Annotated in this window: 17 protein-coding genes and 1 other RNA gene; 11 read left to right on the top strand and 7 right to left on the bottom strand. The window is 36.0% G+C overall.

What is annotated here, in order from left to right:
• Positions 1 to 270: 270 nt before the first annotated feature.
• The 4 genes from nrdA to GYM74_RS02460 all read left to right on the top strand — a co-directional run bounded on the left by nrdA (position 271) and on the right by GYM74_RS02460 (position 7,601).
• Positions 271 to 2,556 carry a class 1a ribonucleoside-diphosphate reductase subunit alpha gene (nrdA, locus tag GYM74_RS02475; RefSeq protein ID WP_220218917.1) on the top strand — a complete coding sequence of 762 codons (2,286 nt, stop codon included), beginning with the start codon at positions 271 to 273 and terminating at the stop codon, positions 2,554 to 2,556.
• Positions 2,557 to 2,691: 135 nt separating this feature from the next.
• Positions 2,692 to 3,822 (top strand): class Ia ribonucleoside-diphosphate reductase subunit beta, encoded by a 1,131-nt coding sequence (gene nrdB, locus GYM74_RS02470; protein WP_366518653.1) that lies wholly within the window; start codon positions 2,692 to 2,694, stop codon positions 3,820 to 3,822.
• A gap of 178 nt (positions 3,823 to 4,000) precedes the next feature.
• Positions 4,001 to 6,655 (top strand): bifunctional uridylyltransferase/uridylyl-removing protein GlnD, encoded by a 2,655-nt coding sequence (glnD, locus tag GYM74_RS02465; RefSeq protein ID WP_220218915.1) that lies wholly within the window; start codon positions 4,001 to 4,003, stop codon positions 6,653 to 6,655.
• A gap of 22 nt (positions 6,656 to 6,677) precedes the next feature.
• A complete protein-coding gene (locus tag GYM74_RS02460; RefSeq protein WP_220218914.1) occupies positions 6,678 to 7,601 on the top strand; it encodes an AEC family transporter in 924 nt (307 codons plus the stop codon).
• Between the two features lie 45 nt (positions 7,602 to 7,646).
• On the opposite strand, the gene GYM74_RS02455 is transcribed toward GYM74_RS02460, so the two are convergent.
• Together GYM74_RS02455 and GYM74_RS02450 are read right to left on the bottom strand one after the other, a co-directional pair.
• A complete protein-coding gene (locus GYM74_RS02455; RefSeq protein WP_220218913.1) occupies positions 7,647 to 8,489 on the bottom strand; it encodes an aldo/keto reductase in 843 nt (280 codons plus the stop codon).
• An 84-nt stretch (positions 8,490 to 8,573) separates the two neighbouring features.
• A complete protein-coding gene (locus GYM74_RS02450; RefSeq protein WP_220218912.1) occupies positions 8,574 to 9,254 on the bottom strand; it encodes an HD domain-containing protein in 681 nt (226 codons plus the stop codon).
• 410 nt (positions 9,255 to 9,664) lie between these two features.
• Between GYM74_RS02450 and mprF the strand changes: the two genes are divergently transcribed.
• A complete protein-coding gene (gene mprF / locus GYM74_RS02445; RefSeq protein WP_220218911.1) occupies positions 9,665 to 12,268 on the top strand; it encodes a bifunctional lysylphosphatidylglycerol flippase/synthetase MprF in 2,604 nt (867 codons plus the stop codon).
• Between the two features lies 1 nt (position 12,269).
• Entirely contained in the window at positions 12,270 to 13,553 is a 1,284-nt protein-coding gene (locus GYM74_RS02440) for a virulence factor family protein (RefSeq protein ID WP_220218910.1), read from the top strand.
• Positions 13,554 to 13,607: 54 nt separating this feature from the next.
• Here the strand turns inward: GYM74_RS02440 and GYM74_RS02435 are convergent, their stop codons facing one another.
• Positions 13,608 to 14,504: a DMT family transporter gene (locus GYM74_RS02435; RefSeq protein ID WP_220218909.1), complete on the bottom strand. Its 897-nt coding sequence runs from the start codon at positions 14,502 to 14,504 to the stop codon at positions 13,608 to 13,610.
• A gap of 1,497 nt (positions 14,505 to 16,001) precedes the next feature.
• Here GYM74_RS02435 and ssrA point away from each other — a divergent pair.
• From ssrA to GYM74_RS02415, 4 genes are all read left to right on the top strand, one after another.
• Positions 16,002 to 16,366, top strand: a transfer-messenger RNA (tmRNA) gene (gene ssrA, locus GYM74_RS02430).
• A gap of 255 nt (positions 16,367 to 16,621) precedes the next feature.
• On the top strand, positions 16,622 to 17,578 hold the full coding sequence (locus GYM74_RS02425) for a hypothetical protein (protein ID WP_220218908.1): 957 nt from the start codon (positions 16,622 to 16,624) through the stop codon (positions 17,576 to 17,578).
• A 791-nt stretch (positions 17,579 to 18,369) separates the two neighbouring features.
• The gene (locus GYM74_RS02420; protein WP_220218907.1) at positions 18,370 to 19,617 is read left to right on the top strand and encodes an ATP/GTP-binding protein; all 1,248 of its coding nucleotides are present in this window, start codon (positions 18,370 to 18,372) and stop codon (positions 19,615 to 19,617) included.
• A 15-nt stretch (positions 19,618 to 19,632) separates the two neighbouring features.
• A complete protein-coding gene (locus GYM74_RS02415; RefSeq protein ID WP_220218906.1) occupies positions 19,633 to 20,385 on the top strand; it encodes an RloB family protein in 753 nt (250 codons plus the stop codon).
• Positions 20,386 to 20,515: 130 nt separating this feature from the next.
• On the opposite strand, the gene GYM74_RS02410 is transcribed toward GYM74_RS02415, so the two are convergent.
• Together GYM74_RS02410 and GYM74_RS02405 are read right to left on the bottom strand one after the other, a co-directional pair.
• A complete protein-coding gene (locus tag GYM74_RS02410) occupies positions 20,516 to 20,794 on the bottom strand; it encodes a helix-turn-helix domain-containing protein (protein ID WP_220218905.1) in 279 nt (92 codons plus the stop codon).
• Positions 20,795 to 21,393: 599 nt separating this feature from the next.
• Positions 21,394 to 21,681, bottom strand: coding sequence for a helix-turn-helix domain-containing protein (locus GYM74_RS02405; RefSeq protein ID WP_065563680.1), 288 nt, complete (start codon positions 21,679 to 21,681; stop codon positions 21,394 to 21,396).
• Positions 21,682 to 21,855: 174 nt separating this feature from the next.
• Between GYM74_RS02405 and GYM74_RS02400 the strand changes: the two genes are divergently transcribed.
• Positions 21,856 to 22,101 carry a helix-turn-helix transcriptional regulator gene (locus GYM74_RS02400; RefSeq protein WP_255556191.1) on the top strand — a complete coding sequence of 82 codons (246 nt, stop codon included), beginning with the start codon at positions 21,856 to 21,858 and terminating at the stop codon, positions 22,099 to 22,101.
• 272 nt (positions 22,102 to 22,373) lie between these two features.
• On the opposite strand, the gene GYM74_RS02395 is transcribed toward GYM74_RS02400, so the two are convergent.
• Both GYM74_RS02395 and GYM74_RS02390 read right to left on the bottom strand, forming a co-directional pair.
• Complete coding sequence (locus tag GYM74_RS02395; protein WP_220218903.1) at positions 22,374 to 23,111, bottom strand: carbonic anhydrase; 738 nt, start codon at positions 23,109 to 23,111, stop codon at positions 22,374 to 22,376.
• Between the two features lie 315 nt (positions 23,112 to 23,426).
• Positions 23,427 to 24,155, bottom strand: coding sequence for an outer membrane protein (locus GYM74_RS02390; protein WP_220218902.1), 729 nt, complete (start codon positions 24,153 to 24,155; stop codon positions 23,427 to 23,429).
• Between the last annotated feature and the right edge of the window lie 108 nt (positions 24,156 to 24,263).

Genomic DNA, 24,263 nt, shown 5'->3' with positions numbered 1-24,263 from the left:
ACCGTTTGCTATTCATAGGTATTTCTTATCAATATAGTTTTCGAATTTTTACTGTGCCAACCTACCTTTGTTATTTAATTGAATAATAAACAACATTGGAGCACGGTTAGCGCTAAAGCCTTTTTTTTAATTAAAAAACGGTACGTTATTGATGAATATATACACTATATATAGTAATTAAATGATTAATAGGCACTATATATTGTATATTTTGATAATTATCAACTATTATAACCCATACAAAAATTTCACAATCAAACTGGATGGAAAATGAACAAATCAATACTTGTCACTAAGCGGGATGGCCAAAAAGAACCTATCAATCTGGATAAAATTCATAAAGTGATTACCTGGGCGGCTGAAGGATTAGATAATGTGTCGGTTTCTCAAGTCGAATTGCGTTCCCATATTCAATTTTATGACGGCATTAGGACTTCTGATATTCATGAAACCATTATCCGAGCCGCTGCTGATTTGATTTCACAAGATGCGCCGGATTATCAATATTTAGCTGCTCGCTTAGCCATTTTTCATCTACGTAAAAAAGCGTATAACCAATTCACACCACCACCACTTTATGAGCACGTCAAAAAACTGGTCGCCAGCGAACGTTACGACAAACACTTACTGGAAGATTATAGCCAGGAAGAGTTTGAACAAATGGATAAGATCATCGACCATTGGCGTGATATGACCTTCTCTTATGCCGCTGTAAAACAGTTAGAAGGTAAATACTTAGTTCAAAATCGGGTAACCGGTGAAATTTATGAAAGTGCCCAGTTTTTATATATTTTAGTGGCGGCCTGTTTATTTGCTAATTACCCTAAAGAAACCCGCCTTAGTTATATTCAGCGTTTTTATGATGCGGTTTCGACATTCAAAATATCGCTCCCTACTCCGATTATGGCAGGAGTACGTACCCCAACCCGTCAATTTAGCTCGTGTGTTTTAATTGAGTGTGATGATAGTTTAGATTCCATTAATGCGACCGCCAGCGCCATTGTAAAATATGTGTCTCAGCGTGCCGGAATTGGCATTAATGCCGGGCGCATTCGTGCGTTAGGCAGTTCAATTCGTGGTGGTGAAGCTTTCCACACCGGTTGTATTCCTTTTTATAAATATTTCCAAACCGCAGTGAAATCTTGTTCACAAGGCGGCGTACGTGGTGGCGCAGCGACGGTGTTTTACCCTATCTGGCATTTAGAAGTTGAAAGTTTACTGGTTTTACGTAACAACCGTGGCGTTGAAGAAAACCGTGTTCGTCATTTAGATTATGGCGTGCAAATTAATAAACTGATGTATCAGCGTTTAATCAAAAACGAAAATATCACGCTGTTTAGCCCGTCTGATGTGCCGGGTCTGTATGATGCATTTTTTGCCGATCAAGCAAAATTTGAAACGCTTTATCATCAGTATGAACAAGATGTCAATATTCGCAAGCGAGTAGTAAAAGCGGTCGAGCTGTTTGCTTTATTAATGCAAGAACGTGCTTCAACCGGGCGAATTTATATCCAAAATGTCGACCATTGTAATACGCACAGCCCGTTCAATGCACAACTGGCACCAGTTCATCAATCGAATTTATGTATGGAAATTGCGTTGCCAACCAAACCGCTGAATAATGTCAACGATGAAAATGGTGAAATTGCCCTATGTACACTATCCGCCTTTAATCTGGGTAAAATTGATTCGCTTGATGACTTTGAAGAGCTCGCTGATTTAGCGGTGCGTGCCCTTGATTCATTACTTGATTATCAAGATTACCCTGTTCCTGCGGCGAAAAACTCCTCCCTTAATCGTCGCACTTTAGGCATCGGTGTCATTAACTATGCTTACTATCTGGCTAAACATGGTGTTAAGTATTCTGACGGCAGCGCCAATAATTTAACGCACCGCACCTTTGAAGCGATGCAGTACTATCTACTTAAAGCGTCGAATAACTTAGCTAAAGAGAAGGGAGCCTGCCCGTTATTTAATCAGACTACTTATTCACAAGGTATTTTACCTATTGATACTTATAAACAAGATTTAGATACCTTAACCAAAGAGCCATTACATTATGATTGGGAGTCACTGCGTGAATCAATAAAAACCCACGGTTTACGCAACTCAACCCTATCGGCTTTAATGCCTTCGGAAACCTCGTCACAAATTTCCAATGCGACCAACGGCATTGAGCCGCCACGAGGTTTTGTCAGCATAAAAGCCTCAAAAGACGGGATTTTAAAACAGGTTGTGCCTGATTATAAAGATCTGCAAAACTTTTATGAATTACTCTGGCAAATTCCAAATAATACCGGTTATTTACAGTTAGTGGGCATTATGCAGAAATTTATCGATCAATCGATTTCAGCTAATACTAACTACGATCCGACTAAATTCCCGAATGATAAAGTACCGATGAAACAGCTGTTAGCTGATTTATTGACGGCTTATAAATACGGGGTTAAAACACTTTACTATCACAACACCCGTGACGGTGCTGAAGATGTTCAAGGTGATATTGCACTTACTGAAAGTGATGACGGTTGTGCTGGTGGCGCCTGTAAAATTTAGTCTAACGCTATAAAAAATAGCCATTTAATCATTGTATTGGGGAAACGGATACTTTCCCCTAATGTTGCCCTCTTTTCACTGTCGAAAGGTGGCGGTAAAAATAACTAAAAATCAGTTAGGAGTTTTGTTATGAGTATGAATTACAGTACCTTTTCGCATGTGCATAATGATCAACTTAAAGAGCCGATGTTTCTTGGACAACCAGTTAATGTTGCACGTTACGATCAACAAAAATATGAGATGTTCGAAAAACTTATCGAAAAACAACTTTCATTCTTTTGGCGTCCGGAGGAAGTCGACATTTCACAAGATCGTATCGACTATGCGGCGCTACCGGAACATGAAAAACATATTTTTATCAGTAATTTAAAGTATCAAACCTTACTTGATTCCATTCAAGGCCGTAGTCCGAATGTGGCTTTATTGCCCCTTATCTCGATCCCCGAACTTGAAACATGGGTTGAGACATGGTCATTTTCTGAAACTATCCACTCTCGCTCTTACACGCATATTATTCGTAATATTGTCAACGATCCGTCAGTGGTATTTGACGATATTGTGACGAATAAAGAGATTCAAAAACGTGCCGGCGACATTGCAGGATATTATGATGATTTAATTAGCTATGCCAGCTATTACAACTTATTTGGTGAAGGCAAGCACACAATTAACAATCGCACGGTAACAATCGACCTACGTGAACTTAAACGCCGGCTATACCTGTGCTTAATGAGCGTCAATGCCCTTGAAGCGATTCGCTTTTATGTCAGCTTTGCTTGCTCATTTGCATTTGCTGAACGGGAATTAATGGAAGGTAATGCCAAAATTATCAAACTTATCGCCCGTGACGAAGCACTACACTTAACCGGCACCCAATTTATGATTAACACCTTACGCAGTGGCGAAGACGATCCGGAAATGGCGGAAATTGCCAAAGAGTGCGAACAAGATTGTTATGATCTCTTCTTACAAGCCGCCAATCAAGAAAAAGAGTGGGCATCGTATCTATTTGAAGGTGGCTCAATGATTGGTTTAAACAAAGATATCTTATGCCAGTATGTCGAGTATATCACCAATATCCGCATGCAAGCAGTCGGATTAAAATTACCGTACGAAGTAAAATCCAACCCGATCCCATGGATCAACAATTGGCTAGTATCAGACAATGTCCAAGTTGCCCCACAAGAAGCTGAAATGAGCTCGTACTTAGTGGGTCAAATTGATTCTGAAATCAATGAAGATGATTTAAGCGATTTCAAATTATAGTTTTATACTCAAACGTGGGTATTTTCTGAAACTTCTTGACAAAAGGAACAAAAAATTGTTCCTTTTTTATCATCTATACAGATTTATTGAGGTCATTTTTACCCTAACGGTAGCTTGACAGTTATTAAAAATCAGGTAACGTTATCATCATCCAATTGTCTTTATCAATTTGACAACTATGACTGATGCCCATTTGAATTACCCGATTTCTCCGCTCGATTTTACTGATGAGCAGATAAATATTAGCTATCTTAAACAGCAACTCGATGACTTTCAGCAATGGTCTGTTGATCAGTTTAAACAACAAGTTGATATCGATGACTTAGTGCATTTACGCAGTGCATTTATTGATAAGCTGCTTGAGCGTTTATGGCGATATTATCAAATCCCCGAACAAACTCCTTCACTGTTTAAAAAAAATCGCATTGCATTAATTGCGGTTGGTGGTTATGGCCGCTCAGAACTACATCCGCTATCTGACATTGATATTTTAATCTTAAGTGACCAAGCACTAAGTAAAGAGCTGGAAAACCAAATAGGTCATTTAGTGCGTTTACTTTGGGATCTGCATTTAGATATCGGGCATAGCGTCAGAACGTTAAAAACCTGCCTGCAAGAAGCGAAAAACGATATCACAATTATGACCAACTTAATCGAATCAAGATTAATTGTCGGTAGTCAATCGCTATCAGATGAGCTAAGCGCACAGATTTTTAGCGATAAAATCTGGCCTTCGGCGGCGTTTTATCGGGCAAAAGTTGCCGAACAAAAAGAGCGCCATAAACAGTATCACAGCACCACCTATAATCTTGAACCGGATTTAAAAAATAGCCCGGGCGGTTTGCGTGATATGCAAATTATTCAATGGATAGCAATTCGCCATTATGGTGATCAGTTTTTGCAGAAAGTGGCTAACTTTGACTACTTAACGCCCGAAGATATCGAAGAGTTTAAAACGTGCCGTAAATTTTTATGGCGAATGCGTTTTGCGTTGCATAGCGTGATAAATCGTTATGATAACCGCCTGCTGTTTGACCGCCAACTGAGCATTGCTAATTTGCTAGGTTATAAAGGCGAAGGCAATACACCGGTTGAAAAGATGATGCACGACTACTATCGTGTAGCGCATAATATTACCGAATTAAATCAAATGCTGTTACAGCTTTTTGATGAATCGATTTTAGCCCAACACGCCAATAATAAACCTTATGATATCGATGACTATTTTCAAGTTCGGGAGAATTTAATCGACGTCAAAAATGATAATATTTTCAACGACGATCCGGTCATGATTATGCAACTGTTTTATACCATGTTGCTTAATCCACAAGTTACCGGACTTTATTCAAACACCATTAGACAATTACGCTCAGCCAGACGGCACTTAACTTCGCTACTTTGTGAAGAGGCAAAAGCTAGAGCGCTGTTTATGCAAATAATTAAACACCCGGATGCCATTAAAAAGGCGATATTGCCCATGCACCAATATGGCATATTAACGGTTTATATACCGGGTTGGAAACACATTGCCGGTATGATGCAGTTTGATCTGTTTCATGCCTATACGGTGGATGAACATACGATTCGCCTGTTACTGGAGCTTGATAGCTTCAAAACACAAGCCGGTCAACTCAAGCACCCCAATAGTTCAGCCGTGCTAGCCAAATTATCCAAACCGGAACTGTTAATCATTACCGGTTTATTTCACGATATTGGTAAAGGGCACCATGGCGATCATTCAGAGATCGGCGCCAAACTGGTAGAAAAATTCTGCCATTTACATCAATTAGAGGCAAAAGATACCGATCTAATCATCTGGCTGGTGCGTTACCACTTATTAATGTCTGTCACCGCACAAAATCGAGACTTACAAGACCCCGATGTTATCCGTGCTTTTGTACAATTGGTGAAAAGCAAACGCCGTTTGCAATATCTACTTTGCTTAACGGTTGCCGATGTGTGTGCCACCAATGAAACGCTATGGAATAGCTGGAAACAAAGTCTACTACGTGAACTGTATTTAACCGCTAAACGCTCGTTTGATACTGGCATTCACCAAATACCTCAGCAACGTAGTATTGCAAGGCAACATAAGCAAGATGCATTAACCATGCTGCTTGGGCAACACTTTTCTGAGCCGGCAATCAATGATCTTTGGCAAGATTATCGGGTCGACTACTTTTTGCGTTACAGTACCGAACAGATCGTGTGGCACGCGCAAATTTTGTTAAACCATGATTTAAACCAAACCTTGGTATCAATCAATCCGGCGCCTTATCATGGCGGAACTGAAATTATTATCTACTCGCCTGATAGACCTTATCTGTTTGCAACCGCTTGCAATACGCTCAGTAAACTTAACTTAAATATTCATGATGCCTTAATTATCACCAACAAAAAAGGCTTTGCCCTCGACACCTTTATCGTCTTAGAGCCGAACGGGCAAACGGTACAAAAAAATCGGCATCAAGATATCATCACCGCACTTGAAAAGGCATTACAACAACCGGTTTATAAAGGGGTAAGGATCAAACCACCAAAACAAAGATTACGATCGTTTTCAATCCCAACGCAAGTTAACTTTTTATCAGCGTTTAATGATAGCCAAACTTATATGGAGCTGATCGCCCTTGATAAACCCGGCTTGCTTGCTTGTGTCGGTGAAGTGTTTGCCAATTTAGATTTGTCATTAAGTAGTGCTAAAATTGCCACCATTGGTGAACATATCGAAGATCTGTTTATCTTAACCGATAAACACAATAAAGCGCTTGATGATAAAACTTGCCATGATTTACGTGAATCTATCATCAATGCGATTGATTCAATAAGCTAGTTAACAAATAAAGATATTATTTATGCAATTTTTTATCATTTTATTCCCTATTTTTTGTATTTTTATTGTCGGCTTTATCGCCCAAAAAATCTTAAAATTTGATGTGGCTAATCTGTCTAAAATGTCACTGTATGTGCTTTCACCTTTTTTGGCATTTAAAACTTTCTACACCCATACCCTCACCACTGATTATCTATTTTATGTGATGTATATCTTTGGGCTTTGCCTGTCATTAGTGGCGATTGTCTCGATTTGGTCGGTGATAATGAAATATTCGACCAAAGAGCGGTGCGCGATGATTTTAAGCTCATGTTTTATGAATAATGGCAATTATGGTACGCCGGTACTATTGGTCTTTTTTGGCGCGGTTGGCTTTGATTTAGGCGTGATTATGATGGTGTTACAACAATTTGTGATGAGCACCGTGGGTATCTATTATGCCGCTAAAGGTAGTTCTCGTAGCGATATCGTCAGTCAAAAAGATGTGATTAATAAAGTTATCCGCATGCCAGTGGCTTATGGAGCACTTTTGGGGATTATTTTTCAGCTGTGTCATATTCCATTATCCAAATCGATTATGACCTCAATTAATATGATTGGTGATTCATCCATTGTGGTGATTATGATTATTTTAGGTATGCAGCTTGCTAAGATACACATTAAACAACTCGATTATCCTAAACTGTCGTTTTCGTTAATCACCCGTATGGTTATTTCGCCGATTGTGGCAAGCATAATGGTCTATTATTTACCGATTTTACCGGTTTATAAGCAAGTATTAGTGGTATTAGCCGCAATGCCAAGTGCCGCCAATACGACATTGATGTCAGTACAATTTGATACGCACCCTGAGTTGGTTTCCAGTGCGACGCTGGTCAGCACGTTATTGAGCTTAATTACACTGCCGATTGTGTTATCGTTAGTGGGGGCGCCAGTTCCGGTATAGTAAAAGTGCGCTTAACTAAAGTCCGTTAAGCGCACCAGCGTCATTTTAAAAGCCATTTTTAGTATACACATCATCGGGATTTGGGCCAGTGCGGTAATTTTGATTTAAACAGTTGATTTTACGCATCTCATCAGCCGTTAACTCAAAATCATAAATATTAGCATTTTCAGCAATCCGATCGGGGTGTGATGATTTTGGAATGACGATATAGCCATTTTGCAAATGCCAGCGTAAAGTGACTTGTGACACCGATTTATTATACCGATCGCCAATATTCACCAAAAGCGGATCACTCAATACTTTATTGCGAGCTAAAGGTGACCAAGCTTCAATGGCGATATCATGCTGGTGCAAATAGCGGACTAAATCAATTTGCGTTAAATAAGGGTGGATCTCAATTTGATTAATCATAGGTTTGATATTGGCTTGACTGGCTAAAAGTTCTAAATGCGAAATATGAAAATTACAGACACCAATTGCCCTGACACGCTTTTCTTCATAAAGTTTTTCAAACGCTCGCCACGTTTCAAAAAAGGTACTATTAAGTGGCCAGTGCACTAAAAACAGATCAAGATAATCAAGTTGGAGATCTTTCAACGTTTGTTCATAACCGGCTAAGGTTTTTTCATATCCTTGATTTTGATTACTGATTTTGGAGGTGATAAATAAATCTTTTCGGTCAACACCACATTGCTTAATCGCCTGCCCAAGCTGTTTTTCATTTTGATAAAGCTCAGCAGTATCGAATGAACGGTACCCAACCTTAGTGGCAGTGTTTACCGCCTTTATTACCTGATCTAAATCGGTTAATTTATAGGTACCAAAACCAAGCTGCTGCATGGCAACATTGTTGCCCAAATCTATTTTAGTATTGATAGATAAATTCATTGCCCGCTCCTTTACCCATTATTTTATAACTTAATTAATTATAACGACATGATAGATATATTCAATGAATTAAACTTAATAGCGCTATGCCTCCCCTCGCCACTCTTTTTCAAACTGGTTAACGAACTGAAGCATAAACTCGTGCCGCTGTTTTGCTAGCTGTTTCGCTGTGCTTGTATTGAGCATATCTTTCAGTAAAAAAAGCTTTTCATAAAAATGATTGATGACGGTGTTAGGTTGTTTGTAGTTATCTTCGTTAAGTTGCGTTCGGGGTGATATGGCAGGATTGTGCATAATATTATGTCTGTTACCACCATAATAAAAAGTTCGACCAATACCAATTGCGCCAATGGCGTCTAAACGATCAGCATCTTGAACAATCTGCCCTTCGAGTGATAATTTTTTTACTGAACTTAAGTTTTTTCGATAAGACATATTTTCGATAATATCGAAAATCTGATTGATTTGTGTTTGTGTTAAGTTTAGCGAAAATAAATAATCCCGCAATTCACTCACCGCTTGATTAACATCAGCAACCACTTTTTCGTCAATCACATCATGTAAATAGGCGCTCAATATCACGATAAAAGCATCGGCATTAGATTCGTTAATCAAGATTGTCTGTGCCAAGCTGACCACTCGCTCAATATGCGCAATATCATGCCCGGAAAAATCATGGGCTAACTTTTGCGCAACATAGGATTGCACCGCTACTATCACAGATTGTTGTTGGTCGTTTATTCGGGCAGCTAATTTTGTATTCATAAGTTTATAAAAATGATAACGGTTAAATATTCGGTTGGATTAACTTTATAAAAGCAACAAATCGTGAGCGATAAATTAAGGAAATTATCGCAATGTTGACTCAATAGACACCATTTACAGTTTATTAAATAAATTTAAGCAAATTATAGCAAACTGTAACCTATCGCTAAAAGCCTTATCATTGAATAATATTAAGCTAATAATAGGAGAATTGGACAAATGAAAATAATACGTAAAATTCAGATTCAACAATAAAACCGCACAATAAATAAACAATAACCATTAAAAACCGACAGTAATTAATGTTTTTTTTATATTTTCTTTAATTTTCCCTTGATTGTTTTCATCAATAGCGAGCGTTAGAATGCCAAACCTAAATTTCATCGAAGCAGATTTTTGGAGTTGATTAAGTGAAAATTTCAGCGCGTAAAGTTTTGCCATGGCAATTGATAGAAGACTTCACTCGCTATCGTCAATTTTTAGCTTTACTTCTAGCCTTATCTATTTTTTTTGTTGCATTAATCGTTTGTTGGGAACTGTTAAAAACAATTAATCTGCAAGATATCAAAAATGCTTTTGATAAGCTTTCATTTCGTGCGGTACTATTTGCCTGTCTGTCAGCGATAGGGAGTTATATTATGCTGATATGCTATGAATGGTCAGCCGCTCGCTATGCCGGCGTAGATTTAAAACGATCAACTATTGCAGTCGGTGGCATTTGTGCATCAGCCATAGGCAATGCCGTTGGGTTATCGGCGTTATCCGGCGGTGCAATCCGTTGCCGGCTCTATTTTAAGTATGGTTTAACCACCATTGATGTTGCCAGAATGTCAATTTTCGTCACTTTGTCGTTAGGTTTTACCTTACCACTGCTCGCCGCCGTTGCAGCATTAATTCACCCCCACGACACCATGTTAGCTTTGCATTTGTCGGCGGGACAGGTTTGGCTTATTGCTGGTGGCGTTGTTGGGCTATATGCCGGGCTGTTACTCTATTTATATTGTCATCGACTAACCCAAAGACCAAATCCAGATAGTCAATTATTTCAATTTTTACACTGGTCAATCCGCCTGCCTAACTTAAAGCTGGCAAGTTGTCAGTTTCTCATCACATTATTTGATATCCTATTAGCCGGAGCCATTCTCTACTTTCTTATCCCCAATCAGCCCAACTTTATCACCTTTATTATGATCTATATTATTGCATTAGTCGCTGGGGTATTAAGTCATGTTCCCGGTGGTGTTGGGATATTTGAAGCCATTATGTTAGCGGCATTTTCATCGCAAATTGGCGCAGCGCAATTAACCGTTGCACTCATCATTTATCGAATTATTTATATCCTTTTACCACTGATTCCGGCCAGTATTTTGTTGTTAATCAACGAAGGCAAACAATTTTTAACCGCTCCGCAAGTTGACGAAAACGAAACCGGCATTGCCGCAGCCATTATGGCGTTCTTAGTCTTTGTTGCCGGCGTGGTGATGATGTTTTCCAGCATCATCCCCGGGTACAATCATCCATTTGTCACCACTCTCATCCCAAATAAAGTGGTCAACCTTGCCCACTTAAGCGCCAGTTTAATTGGTGTACTGTGTTTACTGCTGGCAATGGGGCTACGTCGCAGACTATATAGCGCTTGGAACGTGTCGATTATTTTATTGGTTTTAGGTAGCTGTTGCTCGCTGTTAAGTGGACTGCATTGGATTGAAACCAGTTTTTTATCTGCTATAACCTTATTATTGATTAAGTTTAGAACGACCTTTTATCGTAAAAGCCGATTGCGAGTTTTACCTTATTCATTGAAATCCTTTGCAATCTGTTTTTGTTTGATTGCTCTGTTGGTTTGGTTGACACTATTTATCTATCAAAACGCGACTTACAACCAATCTTTGTGGTGGCAATTTGAGTTAGATAGTCACGCACCTCGAGGATTAAAAATGGCGTTAGCAAGCTTTATTCTACTCACCTGTATCATGCTCTATTGGCTATTTCGACCTTCGTTACCGGTTATCAATCTGCCGAAGCAAGAGGAGTTAAATAAAGCTTATCAAATCATCCTCAATTCCAAACAGCCGGAAGGTTTGCTTGCCATGAATGCCGATAAATCGCTGTTATTTAACCAAACACAAACCGCTTTTATCATGTATGCCAAACGTAGACGAAGCATGGTTGCCCTTTACGATCCTATTGGTGATAGTGGTGAGCGAGCTGAGTTAATTTGGGCTTTTCGGGATTTATGCGATCAACATCATTTACGGCCGGTATTTTACCACGTTAAAGCGGCCAACTTACCTTTTTATATGGATATCGGCTTGCAAGCGATAAAACTGGGGGAAGAGGCTTTAGTTAATTTAGCTGAATTTGACTTAACCTCAAAAGGCTATAAAGATCTGCGTTACACATGGAATCGTGGTCAGCGTGACGGGCTGAGTCTAAAATTTTATGCGCCGGGTACTGCTCCGTTAGATGAGTTAAAAACCGTGTCGGATGCCTGGCTGAGCAATAAGCATACCAAAGAGAAAAAATTCTCGTTAGGCTCTTTTTCTAAACAATATTTAGATCGTTTCACCATTGCCACCATTGAGTATCAAGGGCGCATTATTGCCTTTGTAAACTTACTTGAAACTGACCAACATTACTCAGCAAGCATCGATTTAATGCGAGTTGTGCAAGATATTCCAAAACTGACTATGGAATTTTTAATGGTTGGGTTGATTTTGCATTATCAACAAAAAGGATTTAAATATTTTAGTTTAGGCATGGTACCGCTGGCGGGAATGCAACGACGCCGAGGCGCACCGATAATCCAACGATTAGGCGCATTAGTCTTTCGCCGTGGTGGACGCTTTTATAACTTTCAAGGATTAAGGCGATTCAAAGATAAGTTTGCCACACATTGGGAGCCACGTTATATGGCTGTTCCGACCGGGCTCGATCCTTTAGTTGCCCTTATTGATACCACCATACTGATTTCAGGTGGTATTACTGGATTAAAAAAAGGTAAGAAGTCATAATATGAAAAAGACATTACGCTATATTTTACTGTTTTTGATGCTGGTGCTCATTACGTTACTTGTCTTTGCGGGTCTGTATTATTATAAAAAACGGCAAAGCGCTTCAGTCAATACAATAACCATTGACTCGAATTTTTCAGTATTATCAGCAACACCGAAAACATTAGCGGAAGCCGCTGCTATCATTGTTGCCACCGAAGAAAATCATTTCAGCGCTCAACAACTGCTTGATTTATCTAAAAGCACGGGGGCAAAACTGGTACAATTTGAATTAAAACCAAACGCCAGTTGCCTTGAGCAGCAAAACCGCTTTGATCAAGCTAAAAAAATCCTTAACGAGAGCCACTATGTGGTCGCCGGTATGCAAGAAGGCGCAGCGTTTGCCTATCGGTGGTTAACTAAGCAACCAAATGATAATGCCAAAGCGCTATCAATTGAGTTCACACTAGACCATAAAGATTGTGATGCCCCATTACCCTCTCAAGCCAGCCATGGCAGTTGGCAGGTGATTTGGAACAACCCACCCGATGAAGCTGTGGCAGTGTTTCCTCGTGAACAAAAAAAGATTAATGTCACAACGTCTATTGGTGAGTATCAAGCCTCGCCGGTTGAGTTATTAAGTTTACATTTATCATCGATTTTATATGGCGAGCATGAACAATTGCCGGTCATTGAATTGCCCGCTAAAGATAAACAAGCTCACCCGGAAACCGTCACTTTCTACTATTCCGGTGACGGTGGTTGGCGGGATTTAGACAAAGTATCCGCCGAATATATGGCGTCAAATGGTTATTCGGTGGTTGGCGTTGATGCATTAAAACTATTTTGGCAACATCGTTCAGTCGAGCGCAGTAGTAAAGATTTAGCCTATTTAATGCAACAATATCGTGATAAATGGGGCACGAAGCGCTTTGTACTGGCTGGCTATTCGTTCGGCGGTGATATCTTACCGGCACTTTATAATCGCTTATCCCCACAAGATCAACAAGCCGTACAAGCTTTGGTTTTGATCGCCTTTTCCAAAGATGCTAACTTTGAAATTGAGATCAGCGGCTGGCTAGGACAATCCGGTCAAGAGATGAAAACAGCACCGGAAGTCGATAAAATTCCGGCTAATAAACTCTTTTGCATCTATGGCGAGGAAGAACAAGACGAAACTGGATGTCTGCAACCACAAATGAAAGGCGAAGCGGTCGAACTCCCCGGCGGTCACCATTTTGATAATAATTACCCCCACCTCGGGCAAATCATTATGGATGCAATCGATAAACGCATAACGCCTTAACATACAGTAAAAAGGGGCACAAGCCCCTTGTAGTCACTTATTTGATTGATTAGATCAATGCTTACTGAATCTGAATTTTCCTTCCGATAACAACACCCCAATAAGGGTTGATAACGTACCGATAGCGGCTATCCATGTAAAAGGCTCATTTAACATCACAACTGCGGCAATAATGGTCAAAATTGGCACTAAATACAGGTAGATACTAATTTTTACGGCACCAACTAATTTCACTGCATAATTCCAGGAAGCAAAACAGATCGCCGAAGCCCCTACGCCTAAAAATAGGATATTAAAAAGATTAGCTGAGTGCGTGAAGCGATCAAGTCCCCATTTAAAATCAAACAGATATAACGCCGGGAGCATCATCACTAAACCATAGAAAAAGAATCGTCGTGTTAATAAAATTGTATTGTATCCATAATGACTGCATTTTTTGGTTAAGATTGAATAACATGCCCAAAACAAACAGGCACCGACCGCAAGCAGATCACCCAAAGGATTAAGCGACAACACATATTTACCATTCAAGCTGATTAAGCCAACACCAAAAATAGCAAATAAACACCCGATATAAAATCGCTTCGCTGGCCGTTCAGTTCTTAAAAAGAAGATCGATAAAAGTGCGGTAAACACGGGCGCTAATGTTGTGATCACTCCGACGTTTGAGGCGGTGGTATAAGTTAAGGCAATATTCTCACATAAAAAATAACAAGTTACACCACAAAACCCGGCGCACAAAAACATCAGTTCTTGCTTAAATCCTTGCCAAGCAAATATCTGTGGCGCCAAAACCCAAAGCATTAAGTAACCCAACCCAAACCGGTAAAATAAAATTTCAATGGGTTTAAAATCGATCAACAGTACTTTAGTGGCAATAAAGGTGGTTCCCCAAAGAAACACGGTCATCAACGCAATTAGATGTCCTTTGGTTTGGCTGGAAAATAACATAGAAATTCTCTTAACTTACAGTCGATATGGCGGGCAAGCGCTTATTCTAATCATTAACATTAAAATTTTTTCAAGCCCTTGATAAAGATAACAATGATACTACTTTATTCATAGCTGTCAAAATTGGACAGATAGTGTTAGTTATCAAGCTATGGCACAAGATGCAAAGCCTTAAAAGATTAAAACCCAAAGCGAAAATAGCAATGTTGATTAAAAAGAGCATGGACGCCTAACGGCAAACGACAGGCAAAAAAAATCCACTCAATATTGAGTGGAGGGCAAAAAAATGAATTAACGTAATCTGATAATATAGACAACGGTAATAACAAAAAGTTCCAACTTATTTTAAAAAATTTATAATATTTATTAAAAAATATTATAAACAGTTGATTTATAATGGTTATTATTTTTTAATTTTTTTAAAAAAATAAAATTTCTCTATCTATTTAACAAAAAACCCGGCTTAAACTGTCATACAAAAAAATAAATAATTAAATCCCGACATCAACAAGTATTAAGTTTTTTACTAAAACGTAGGGTATTTCTGAAACTTCTTGACAAGATTGGGGGCTAGCTTAATTCTTAATGCGCTATATTCGATTCGGCACTGCACACTTAATCACCGAAAACTTTAAGCAACGGTAATCATTCTTTTAAGAGAAAAACCGCCAAACTTTTATTTATTATCTCCTATTAAAAGATTTTATGTTCTTCTCTATTTTAAATGATGATTTTTATACTAAAACGTAGGGTATTTCTGAAACTTTTTGACAAGATTGGAGGCTAGCTTAATTCTTAATGCGCTATATTCGGATTCGGCACTGCACACTTAATCACCGAAAACTATAAGAAACGGTAATCATTCTTTTTAAAAGAAAAACCTCCAAACTTTTATTTATTATCTCCTATTAAAAGATTTTATGTTCTTCTCTATTTTAAATGATGATTTTTATACTAAAACATAGGGTATTTCTGAAACTTCTTGACAAGATTGGGGGCTTGCTTAATTCTTAATGCGCTATATTCGGATTCGGTATTGCACACTTAATCACCAAAAACTTTAAGCAACGGTAATCATTCTTTTAAAAGAAAACCTCCAAACTTTTATTTATTATCTCCTATTAAAAGATTTTATGTTCTTCTCTATTTTAAATGATGACTTTTATACTAAAACATAGGGTATTTCTGAAACTTTTTGACAGGATTGGAGGCTAGCTTTATTTGTAATAGTAGGTTTCTGTCTTGATAGAATTTCAATGGTTATCAACGCAGTGCCTTTAATTTAAAGCTTATTGGGTTGGTGCCCAACTTATATTAACGCTGTGCAGGTGACAACCTTAATACTGTCACTAAAAGTGTGGTAGATAAGATTTTTAGCACAGCAAAAGATGAAAAACCAACTGAAAACGGGGCTTATCTAAATTTAGGTTAACTTGTATTCCCCCTTGAATTGACCTATAATGCCCCGATATTGTTAGTTAATAACAAATCACAATTGGGGCTGATTCTGGATTCGACGGGATTTGCGAAACCCAAGGTGCATGCCGAGGTGCGGTAGGCCTCGTAAATAAACCGCAAAAAAATAGTCGCAAACGACGAAAACTACGCACTAGCAGCTTAATAACCTGCATAGAGCCTTCTCTCCCTAGCCTCCGCTCGTAGGACGGGGATAAAGAGGAGTCAAACCCAAACGAGATCGTGTGGAAGCCTTGCTTGGGGCGGAAGCATTAAACTTAATCAAGCTAGTCTATCGGTAGCGTGTTTGTCCGCAGCAGGTAGGCGAAATTTAAAGACAAACTACGCATGTAGTACCAAGGATGTAGAGATTTCGGACGCGGGTTCAACTCCCGCCAGCTCCACCAATTCACTATTTCGTAAGATTCTTTTAACCCCACTAAAACACAAAAAATACAGTAATATCAAGCCTTAAAGGCTATTTCAGTATTCCGTAAGTACCAACAAGATACATTTATCCGTGTAGCAAACTAAAATTATTTTTACTGACAAATATCAAGATAAATTAATGTATATTGAAAGTGTATGATTATGTAATAAGTATATTACTATCCTGAGATTGGTTAAGAAATAAATTGTAATACTTTATTGGAGCTATACTTATGCGGAAAGAATTTTATGAGTATGATCGATATGTAACCATTTTTCACTATAATAAATGGGATAAATTTTTTACACATAAAGAAGATAATTACTATCAACAAAAAGGAATTGGACTTCCTGCAAACTCAACTGATATAGAATTACCAAGTCAAAAATTACCAAAAGGACAGATATATGTTTTTGAAAATGATCAATGGATTGTAAAAGAGGATATATTCCCCAGAACTAATTTGATTGAAGAAAATTATATTTACAATAAGGAATGTTCAATAAAACAATTTCAAATTGAATCATATAGTTTTCTTCAAATGCCAAAATATGAAGAAATAGAAAGATTTACCAATCCAGAATTGCAGTCTTTAATGATTGTTAATAAGCATTTATTAATTCAACACGAATTTATAGATATTGTAAAATTTCATGAAGAAAATATAAAAAATTTACAAAATCCATATCAACTAATGCAACAAGAACAAAATCCATTTATTCTTTATAGGTTAAAAACAGAAGGGTTAATACTTTCCATTAGAAGCTTATTTGATGAGCTGGTTCAATTGACATATGTTACTTGTTATAAAAGTCTTTTCAAGACAAGAAACAAAATTGAAGTGGATTGTATAGGAGATTTATTTTCAACTAAAAAAAATAGCACTTATCCGCTTTGTAAACAGATTCTCATTGGTAATGGTATTGATTATTATGAAGATAATACTGAGTTTTTAAAAACCATTAATAATCTTTTTAATTCAATTAAGCATAGCGTTCTTCATTATGAGGCAATGTTATTATATTCAGATGTTCCTAATGTTGTTTCTTATTATAAAAAAAGTAATGATTTCTCAAAAAATGATGTTCTATTTTTTAATCACTCCTTATCTCAAATAATGTTTGGATTTCAAAGTAATTTTAAAAGAATCATTAACAATCAAAAAAAGTACTTGCTAAGTATAAAATAATTAAATGTATATATCTGTATATTAAAGTATTATTTGCGTCTAGGCTGATCCCCGAACATTCGCAACCCTAGCGAACTGGCGCAAATATCTATTAGGGGCGTGAGGAATGTAAATGGTTAGTTTTGCTAAGATGAGAGTATTCGAGTAAGCTGTAAAATTACCTATAATCGAGACAAAAGAGCTTGCTTTATTATTATGTGATTTAGAACCATATATGAAAATAAAAGACATACCTGCAGAATAACCTAGTTAGTTGTTATCATTTGTTATCTTATAAACAGCTTAATGAAGTGACCCCCAATAGTTGGACAACCAATTACTTGGGGTCACTTCATTTATGCTAGTTGAAACTTTTTCTTTCAATCTTTTTAAAAGAAGGCTTTCAAGGTAAAGATAAAAAGAAATCATTAACTGTTCTAGTGGAATATTATATTCTAATATAATAAAATCCCTTACATTGAATATATCATTTATTTTTGGTACTACCTTTCCGCCATTACAATCTAAATTAAAAAATGTCTTGTATAAATTATGTAAATCTTTCGCGTTTACTGATTCAATTGCAAACACTCTATCTGTATTCTGAATAACATAGGGTAAGTTATGAGTTAAAAACAAGTTAAAGGATAAGATTAATTAGCTATTCCTATCTTTTTAGAGATATTTACTCAAAAATTCCAAACCCACTTATTTGATATCAATATTTTCTGTATTACATATAATTGACAATAATATTAGAATAAAAGATACTAATATTATGGATAGAATATCCATCAAAAAAGGATCCATAAATGATTATTAATTTTACTGTAGAAAATTTTCTTTCTTTTAAAGAACCCCAAACTTTAAGTTTGGTTGCAGAACCACCCTATGATAATAATAAAGATAATTTATTTGATACTCCTATAGAAGGAATTAAGCTTTTAAAAGCAGTTATTATTTATGGAGCTAATGCATCAGGAAAGTCTAATTTTATTACAGCCCTCGCTCACTTGAGAAGTTTGGTCTTAGAGTCATTGAAATTTACTCCTGATGATAATTTATGGGATCTCTCATCTCCTCAGTTTGCATTAAATTCTGAAAGTCGGCATTCTCCATCACGTTATGAAATTAACTTTTTTTGTAATAATATTCGATATAACTATTCTATTTCATTTTATAAAGACAGAATATTTAATGAACATCTCTCTTATTTTCCAAAACGGTACGAAAAGCTTATATTTGATAGATTTTTAGATACTCAGGACCAGTATATCTTTAATTTTGGTACTGATTTGAAGCCATTAAGGATCTTTAACGATATAGCAAGAAAAACAGCTAAAAATGTACTTTTTTTATCAAAAGCAGTTCAAGAAAATACCCACTTTTTAGAACCTATTTATAATTGGTTTGCGAAAGGCTTATCTGAAGAACCTGAAATGATAGATTTAGCCAGGATGTGTTGCAATGATAATTCTTATAAAAAAAATATATTAGATTTTATTCGCTCTCAAGATATTAATATTGTTGACTTAAGCATTGATGAAAAAAAAATGGAATCAGTTCTTTTTGATGATAATAATATTCCTGAAGAGATAAAAAAGAAATTACTTGATAATTTAAAAGACCAATTTACTTATAAAATATCTACCTACCATAAAGATAATAATGATGACTTAATTGAGTTTCCGATAAAATTTGAATCAAGAGGAACTATTAAGCTACTTGAGCTTTCATCGATTATGATGAAAGATTTAATCTATGAGTCAAAAGCTTTTTATATTGATGAACTAGGTTCTGATTTACATCCACTATTAGTGAAAAACTTTGTAAATAGTTTTCAAAAAACAAACAATCAGCTTATTGCTGCAACACATGATACTCATTTAATTGACTCTGAATATTTAAGAAAAGACCAAATTTATTTTATTGAGAAAAATTCAGAACAAGCATCAGTTTTATATTCTTTATCAGACTTCCGTCCAAGAAATGATAGAGAAAATTGGGAGTTACGCTATTTAAGCGGAAGATATGGCGCTACACCATTTTTCAAAGATTAAAGCTGGGAGTCTTTAATGGGAAGTGAAGATTTAAAAAAGAAAAAAATCGATGAAAATAAGAAAATCCGGGCCAATAAAAAAGATATAAGACGAAATAATAATTATAGACAAATAATACCCAAAATTTTGATACTGACAGAAGGTGTTTCGGAGAAGATTTATTTTGATGGATTAAAAAATAGGTTTTCTTTATCGACACTATCAGTAATAAAAAGTGAATATACTGATAGTGTTGGAATTATTAAAAATGCTATAAAAATCGCAGAGGAATCAATTCAAAATCATGAGCCATTTGATTACATATTCTGCATATTTGATCTAGATACGGTTAAAGATAAGAATTTTATTAATGAACTCATAAATTATGAGAATCAAAATTCTAAACAACCTAAAGTAAAAATTTTTCCAATTTATACTTATCCGTGTTTTGAAATATGGTTCATTTTGCATTTTGACTTGTGCATTAAGCCATTCAATTCTAAGGGTAAGAAATCAATAGGCGATACAGCAAAGACTTATTTGAAAAAATATGCTAAAGGATATAACGAAACAAATAAAAAATGTATAGAACAATTTATTGATAATTATAAAGAAGCACTAAATAATTCGATGAAACTAATTGAATGGCAAAAGGATAACGAGTCAATTAATCCAATATGTACTATACATAAATTAGTAAAACTATTAGAAAATATTAATCAAAGAAATCATGAGGGATACATTTTTACTAAGGACCATGAAGAAAAATTCATAGAGCTATATATTTAAATATATCAACAGTTATCGATACAGCATAGATAGATAAATTAATATATTTTGCTAGCACAAACTGGGGCTAGCTGTTACCGGTTTTCTATGATCAACTTTTCAAAATTAATACCAAATCGAAAACCCCAAATTAGTGTTTATTTTTCTTATATTTTAAAATCACCTCTGCCAGCTTATCATCTTCTGCATACAAATAAGCTAACGGTATATCTAAAGCTTCAGCTAATCTTCCGGCAGTATCTAAACTCGCTTCATGAATCCCTTGTTCATATCTATTAATACGAGCACTTGCGACAAATTCATCTATACCTGCCAATTTGCCTAGTTCTTTTTGCGATAAACCACGCTCAAGTCTAATATGCTTTAATCTTAAGCAAAATATAGAACGATATTTATTTGTGATCTTCATGTAGCCCTCTGAGAAGAATTGCCTAAGGTTACGCTAATCGTAGATTTTATATATATCCCATACTACGCATAACGTAATTTAATGTACAAATAGTTGAGTGAAATGATTACAAGGATTGCAAATAAAACCATTAATAAGTTTTCAAATTCTTTTAACCAATCATCAGATATAACAGAGATTTCATCGTACTCAGCAGCAAAATGAATAATATATAAATATTTACAAAGTGCTCTATTACCTTACGGCAACATAGCAATCATACCTTGCCCCATATAGACACTAAAAGGTAGAAGTTATTACAAAATAGCCTTGTTAAAATTATTCAACGTTTATTATCATTTACGGATGAGCTGATATGCTCATATTTGATTACCATATTATTTAATTTTTCTAACAACAGTTTCAGGATTGAGAGAAAGTAATCGAGCAATATGCACAAACGTCATCACATCTAATCGGCGCTCTCCACTTTAAACGTTGGCAATAATAAATTGTGGTCGATTTAATGCTGGTGCTAGTTTTTCCTGGTTTATGTTTTGCTTATTTCAATGTATGAATGACAAGCTTATATTGTTCTAAATAAATGGATGTCATCACAATTATGAAGCCGTTAAACTCACAAACGCATTAGGCTTTTGTTTTTTTAGCTTGTTATATTGAATAATAAAATCGGCTAATTCATCATCTTCAGCATAAAAATAAGCGCTAGGTACATCAAGAACTTTTGCAAGACGTTTTACAAGCGTAAAATCAGGTGAATGAACTTCATTTTCATAAGAACTAATACGGGAACTTGCTGATTCTTCGTCTAATCCTGCTTTCACTCCAAGTTCAGTTTGTGTCAGATCTGCATTGATTCTAGCTATTTTTAATCGCTTACCAATCATGATAATTGCTGCTCATCTTATATAGTTTTGATTAATAATTATCCTCTTCTGCGATTTAAATTTCGTAATGGAATACTTTAATAAATCATGTATAACTTGAATTTTGGTTTTAATTTAATCATAATTAAAGTTTCTCATTAATAATTCATGTATTTGATGATTTCAGGAGGTGTTATGAATAGCAAAAAAGACTGGCATCCTGCCGATATTATTGCAGCATTGAAAAAGAAAGGAACAACGCTATCTGCGTTATCTAGACAATCAGGCTACACGCCTTCAACACTAGCTAACGCACTTGCACGGCCATGGACAAAAGGTGAAATGATTATTGCTAATGCTTTAGGTGTAGAGGCTAAACGGATTTGGCCCTCTCGTTATAGAAAGAAAATTCGGGTATTGCGAATTAAAAGATGTGAATAGCAACAGAGGAATATCTATATACACAAACAACCTCAGTGTTTGCTAAAAAGCCTGACTCCGGTAGAATATCGAAATCAGGCCTTACAAGCCGCTTAACAAAAGAGTCCAACTTTATGGGGTCACTTCACAACTGCGGTTTTTGTCAAAATTCAACGAATAAGCATTCTTTTGTTATAAAAACATACTTTTATTTATTTTATAAGCAACTACCTTGCATAGATATGTTTTAAAGAAGCTTTAGTGCTCGCTTTCCCTAAAACCCCTATCTTATTTTAATCAACAATAATCCGTCCATGTAATGGCTGAATTGGGCGATTATTATTATGGTGCATAATCGAATGGAATTTTTCGATTTGTTCTTCTGAGGCATGGCTTTGTTGTTCTAACACGATCCACCTTACCCCTTCTGTACATGGTGGTGTTGTTAATGATCCGCTAAAACGGTAATAACTTAATTCTTTTGGGAATAACGCCTTAATATCAACTGCGTTGGCTAAAACGGCTGTATTTCCTGATTCTGTCGGCATTTGTTGCCATGCTTTTGCTAATTCTGAATTGGCTTCACCTTTATTAAACATTAATGCAATTACTGCCAATTCATCATCTTGGTTTTTATAAACAAAGTGTGCTGCCATTGGAAAATATTTGCCTTTAATGGTGTTTTCACTCGGCGTATGGAAATGAAATTGTTGTAATGTGAAAATTTCATCGTCTAGTTCTAATTGGTTATTTCCGGAAACATCGATCTCAATAGTATGGCCGTTATTAATGATATTTTGCTGGCCGGCTTCAAAAGTAAGTTTGAGTTCGCTATGCTCTGTTTTTAAAACATGATCGATATTGATTGGCGATTGATTTTTACCATTTTCACAAGTTGAATATTCCGGTGAGAGTTTTCCCCAGTTTTCTGGTTTTTCCTGCCCTTCATACCCCCAGTGAGGATGATGTTCGGCTGCGGCGCAAGATAAGCTTGTTGCCATAAACATTGCGATAATTGCGTTATATTTCATGCTACACTTCAAAGAGAATAATAATTTAGTGTATAAATTGTATACCTCATCGATGAAAATGTCTTGATGAATTATATATTTTTTGCCTCTTTATCTAAATAACACAACTTGAACTTATATTTAGTACTATTTTCGTCTATTTGCAATGATTTAACTATGATTGATAGTTTATAGATGATTGTTTTATTTAATAGATATGAACAAATCTTATCGGGATATCAAATTTGAAAAGTTTTTTATTTAAAGTAATGGTCTAAAAAGTGTTAAATAAAGGGCTATTAAGCCCTTTTTTTATTTTGTATAAATCATAAACAATTAGAAGTTATAACGTATACCCGCTAATAAATCAACAGAACTTAGCTTTCCACTAGCTTTGAAATGAAAATCATCATAACTACGTTTTAAAGTAAGTTTACCCGCATCGACATAACGAGCAGTGAAGTCGATATCTAAATTATCTGAGACTTTATAAGCAACACCAGCAGCAACATTCCATGCAAATTTAGTTTTTGATCTAGAGAATTGTATGTAATCTGCTTCATCATCAAATTCATATCTTTCATCATATCTATGTTCTAATTTTGCAAAAGCAAGACCAATACCCGCTCCCACAAATGGCGTAAATGATGTGCCTGTTTCAATATCATAATAACCATTAAGCATTAAAGTATTCATGCGAGCTTTAGTTCTTTGGGTTGTATGATATAAATCATCGTCTTCATCATAATAACTTTTATGTTTTTTATCATCTAAGTTACCACGTAAAGTAAATGATAACTCTGCTCTGAAAGGAAGATCAAAAGCTGGCTTGAAGTTATAACCAATATTTAATGAGCCAGCGAGTTTGCCATCACTAATTGAACCGATTTTATAACTTTCGCTCCAGTAGTCATATCCATCATCATAGCTATAGCTATCTTTAAGGCTACTAGCTTTTAAAATACTTGAACCTAATTGACCACCTACATAAAAACCAGATGTTTGAGCATGAGCAAAACTTGAGAAGCAAGCGATTGCCGTTAAGGCGATGAGTGTTTTTTTCATATTAAATTTCCTTTTTTAAGTTGTTGCACTTATCCATTGAAACAAAAGTTTAACTAAGTAGTGACAAAAACACAATAAATTAATCATTAATGTTATTTATTTAACTTA

The organism is Gilliamella sp. ESL0405, from assembly GCF_019469205.1.
Lineage (GTDB): Bacteria > Pseudomonadota > Gammaproteobacteria > Enterobacterales > Orbaceae > Gilliamella.
The sequence above is the reverse complement of the archived record's forward strand: the minus strand, read 5'-3'. Positions and strand labels throughout refer to the sequence as shown.

What these genes read in the sequence shown, in the direction of transcription:
- nrdA (WP_220218917.1), top strand. Translation starts at nt 271, where the DNA reads ATGAACAAATCAATACTTGTCACTAAGCGGGATGGCCAAAAAGAACCT.
- nrdB (WP_366518653.1), top strand. Translation starts at nt 2,692, where the DNA reads ATGAATTACAGTACCTTTTCGCATGTGCATAATGATCAACTTAAAGAG.
- glnD (WP_220218915.1), top strand. Translation starts at nt 4,001, where the DNA reads ATGACTGATGCCCATTTGAATTACCCGATTTCTCCGCTCGATTTTACT.
- GYM74_RS02460 (WP_220218914.1), top strand. Translation starts at nt 6,678, where the DNA reads ATGCAATTTTTTATCATTTTATTCCCTATTTTTTGTATTTTTATTGTC.
- GYM74_RS02455 (WP_220218913.1), bottom strand. Translation starts at nt 8,489, where the DNA reads ATGAATTTATCTATCAATACTAAAATAGATTTGGGCAACAATGTTGCC.
- GYM74_RS02450 (WP_220218912.1), bottom strand. Translation starts at nt 9,254, where the DNA reads ATGAATACAAAATTAGCTGCCCGAATAAACGACCAACAACAATCTGTG.
- GYM74_RS02440 (WP_220218910.1), top strand. Translation starts at nt 12,270, where the DNA reads ATGAAAAAGACATTACGCTATATTTTACTGTTTTTGATGCTGGTGCTC.
- GYM74_RS02435 (WP_220218909.1), bottom strand. Translation starts at nt 14,504, where the DNA reads ATGTTATTTTCCAGCCAAACCAAAGGACATCTAATTGCGTTGATGACC.
- GYM74_RS02425 (WP_220218908.1), top strand. Translation starts at nt 16,622, where the DNA reads ATGCGGAAAGAATTTTATGAGTATGATCGATATGTAACCATTTTTCAC.
- GYM74_RS02420 (WP_220218907.1), top strand. Translation starts at nt 18,370, where the DNA reads ATGATTATTAATTTTACTGTAGAAAATTTTCTTTCTTTTAAAGAACCC.
- GYM74_RS02415 (WP_220218906.1), top strand. Translation starts at nt 19,633, where the DNA reads ATGGGAAGTGAAGATTTAAAAAAGAAAAAAATCGATGAAAATAAGAAA.
- GYM74_RS02410 (WP_220218905.1), bottom strand. Translation starts at nt 20,794, where the DNA reads ATGAAGATCACAAATAAATATCGTTCTATATTTTGCTTAAGATTAAAG.
- GYM74_RS02405 (WP_065563680.1), bottom strand. Translation starts at nt 21,681, where the DNA reads ATGATTGGTAAGCGATTAAAAATAGCTAGAATCAATGCAGATCTGACA.
- GYM74_RS02400 (WP_255556191.1), top strand. Translation starts at nt 21,856, where the DNA reads ATGAATAGCAAAAAAGACTGGCATCCTGCCGATATTATTGCAGCATTG.
- GYM74_RS02395 (WP_220218903.1), bottom strand. Translation starts at nt 23,111, where the DNA reads ATGAAATATAACGCAATTATCGCAATGTTTATGGCAACAAGCTTATCT.
- GYM74_RS02390 (WP_220218902.1), bottom strand. Translation starts at nt 24,155, where the DNA reads ATGAAAAAAACACTCATCGCCTTAACGGCAATCGCTTGCTTCTCAAGT.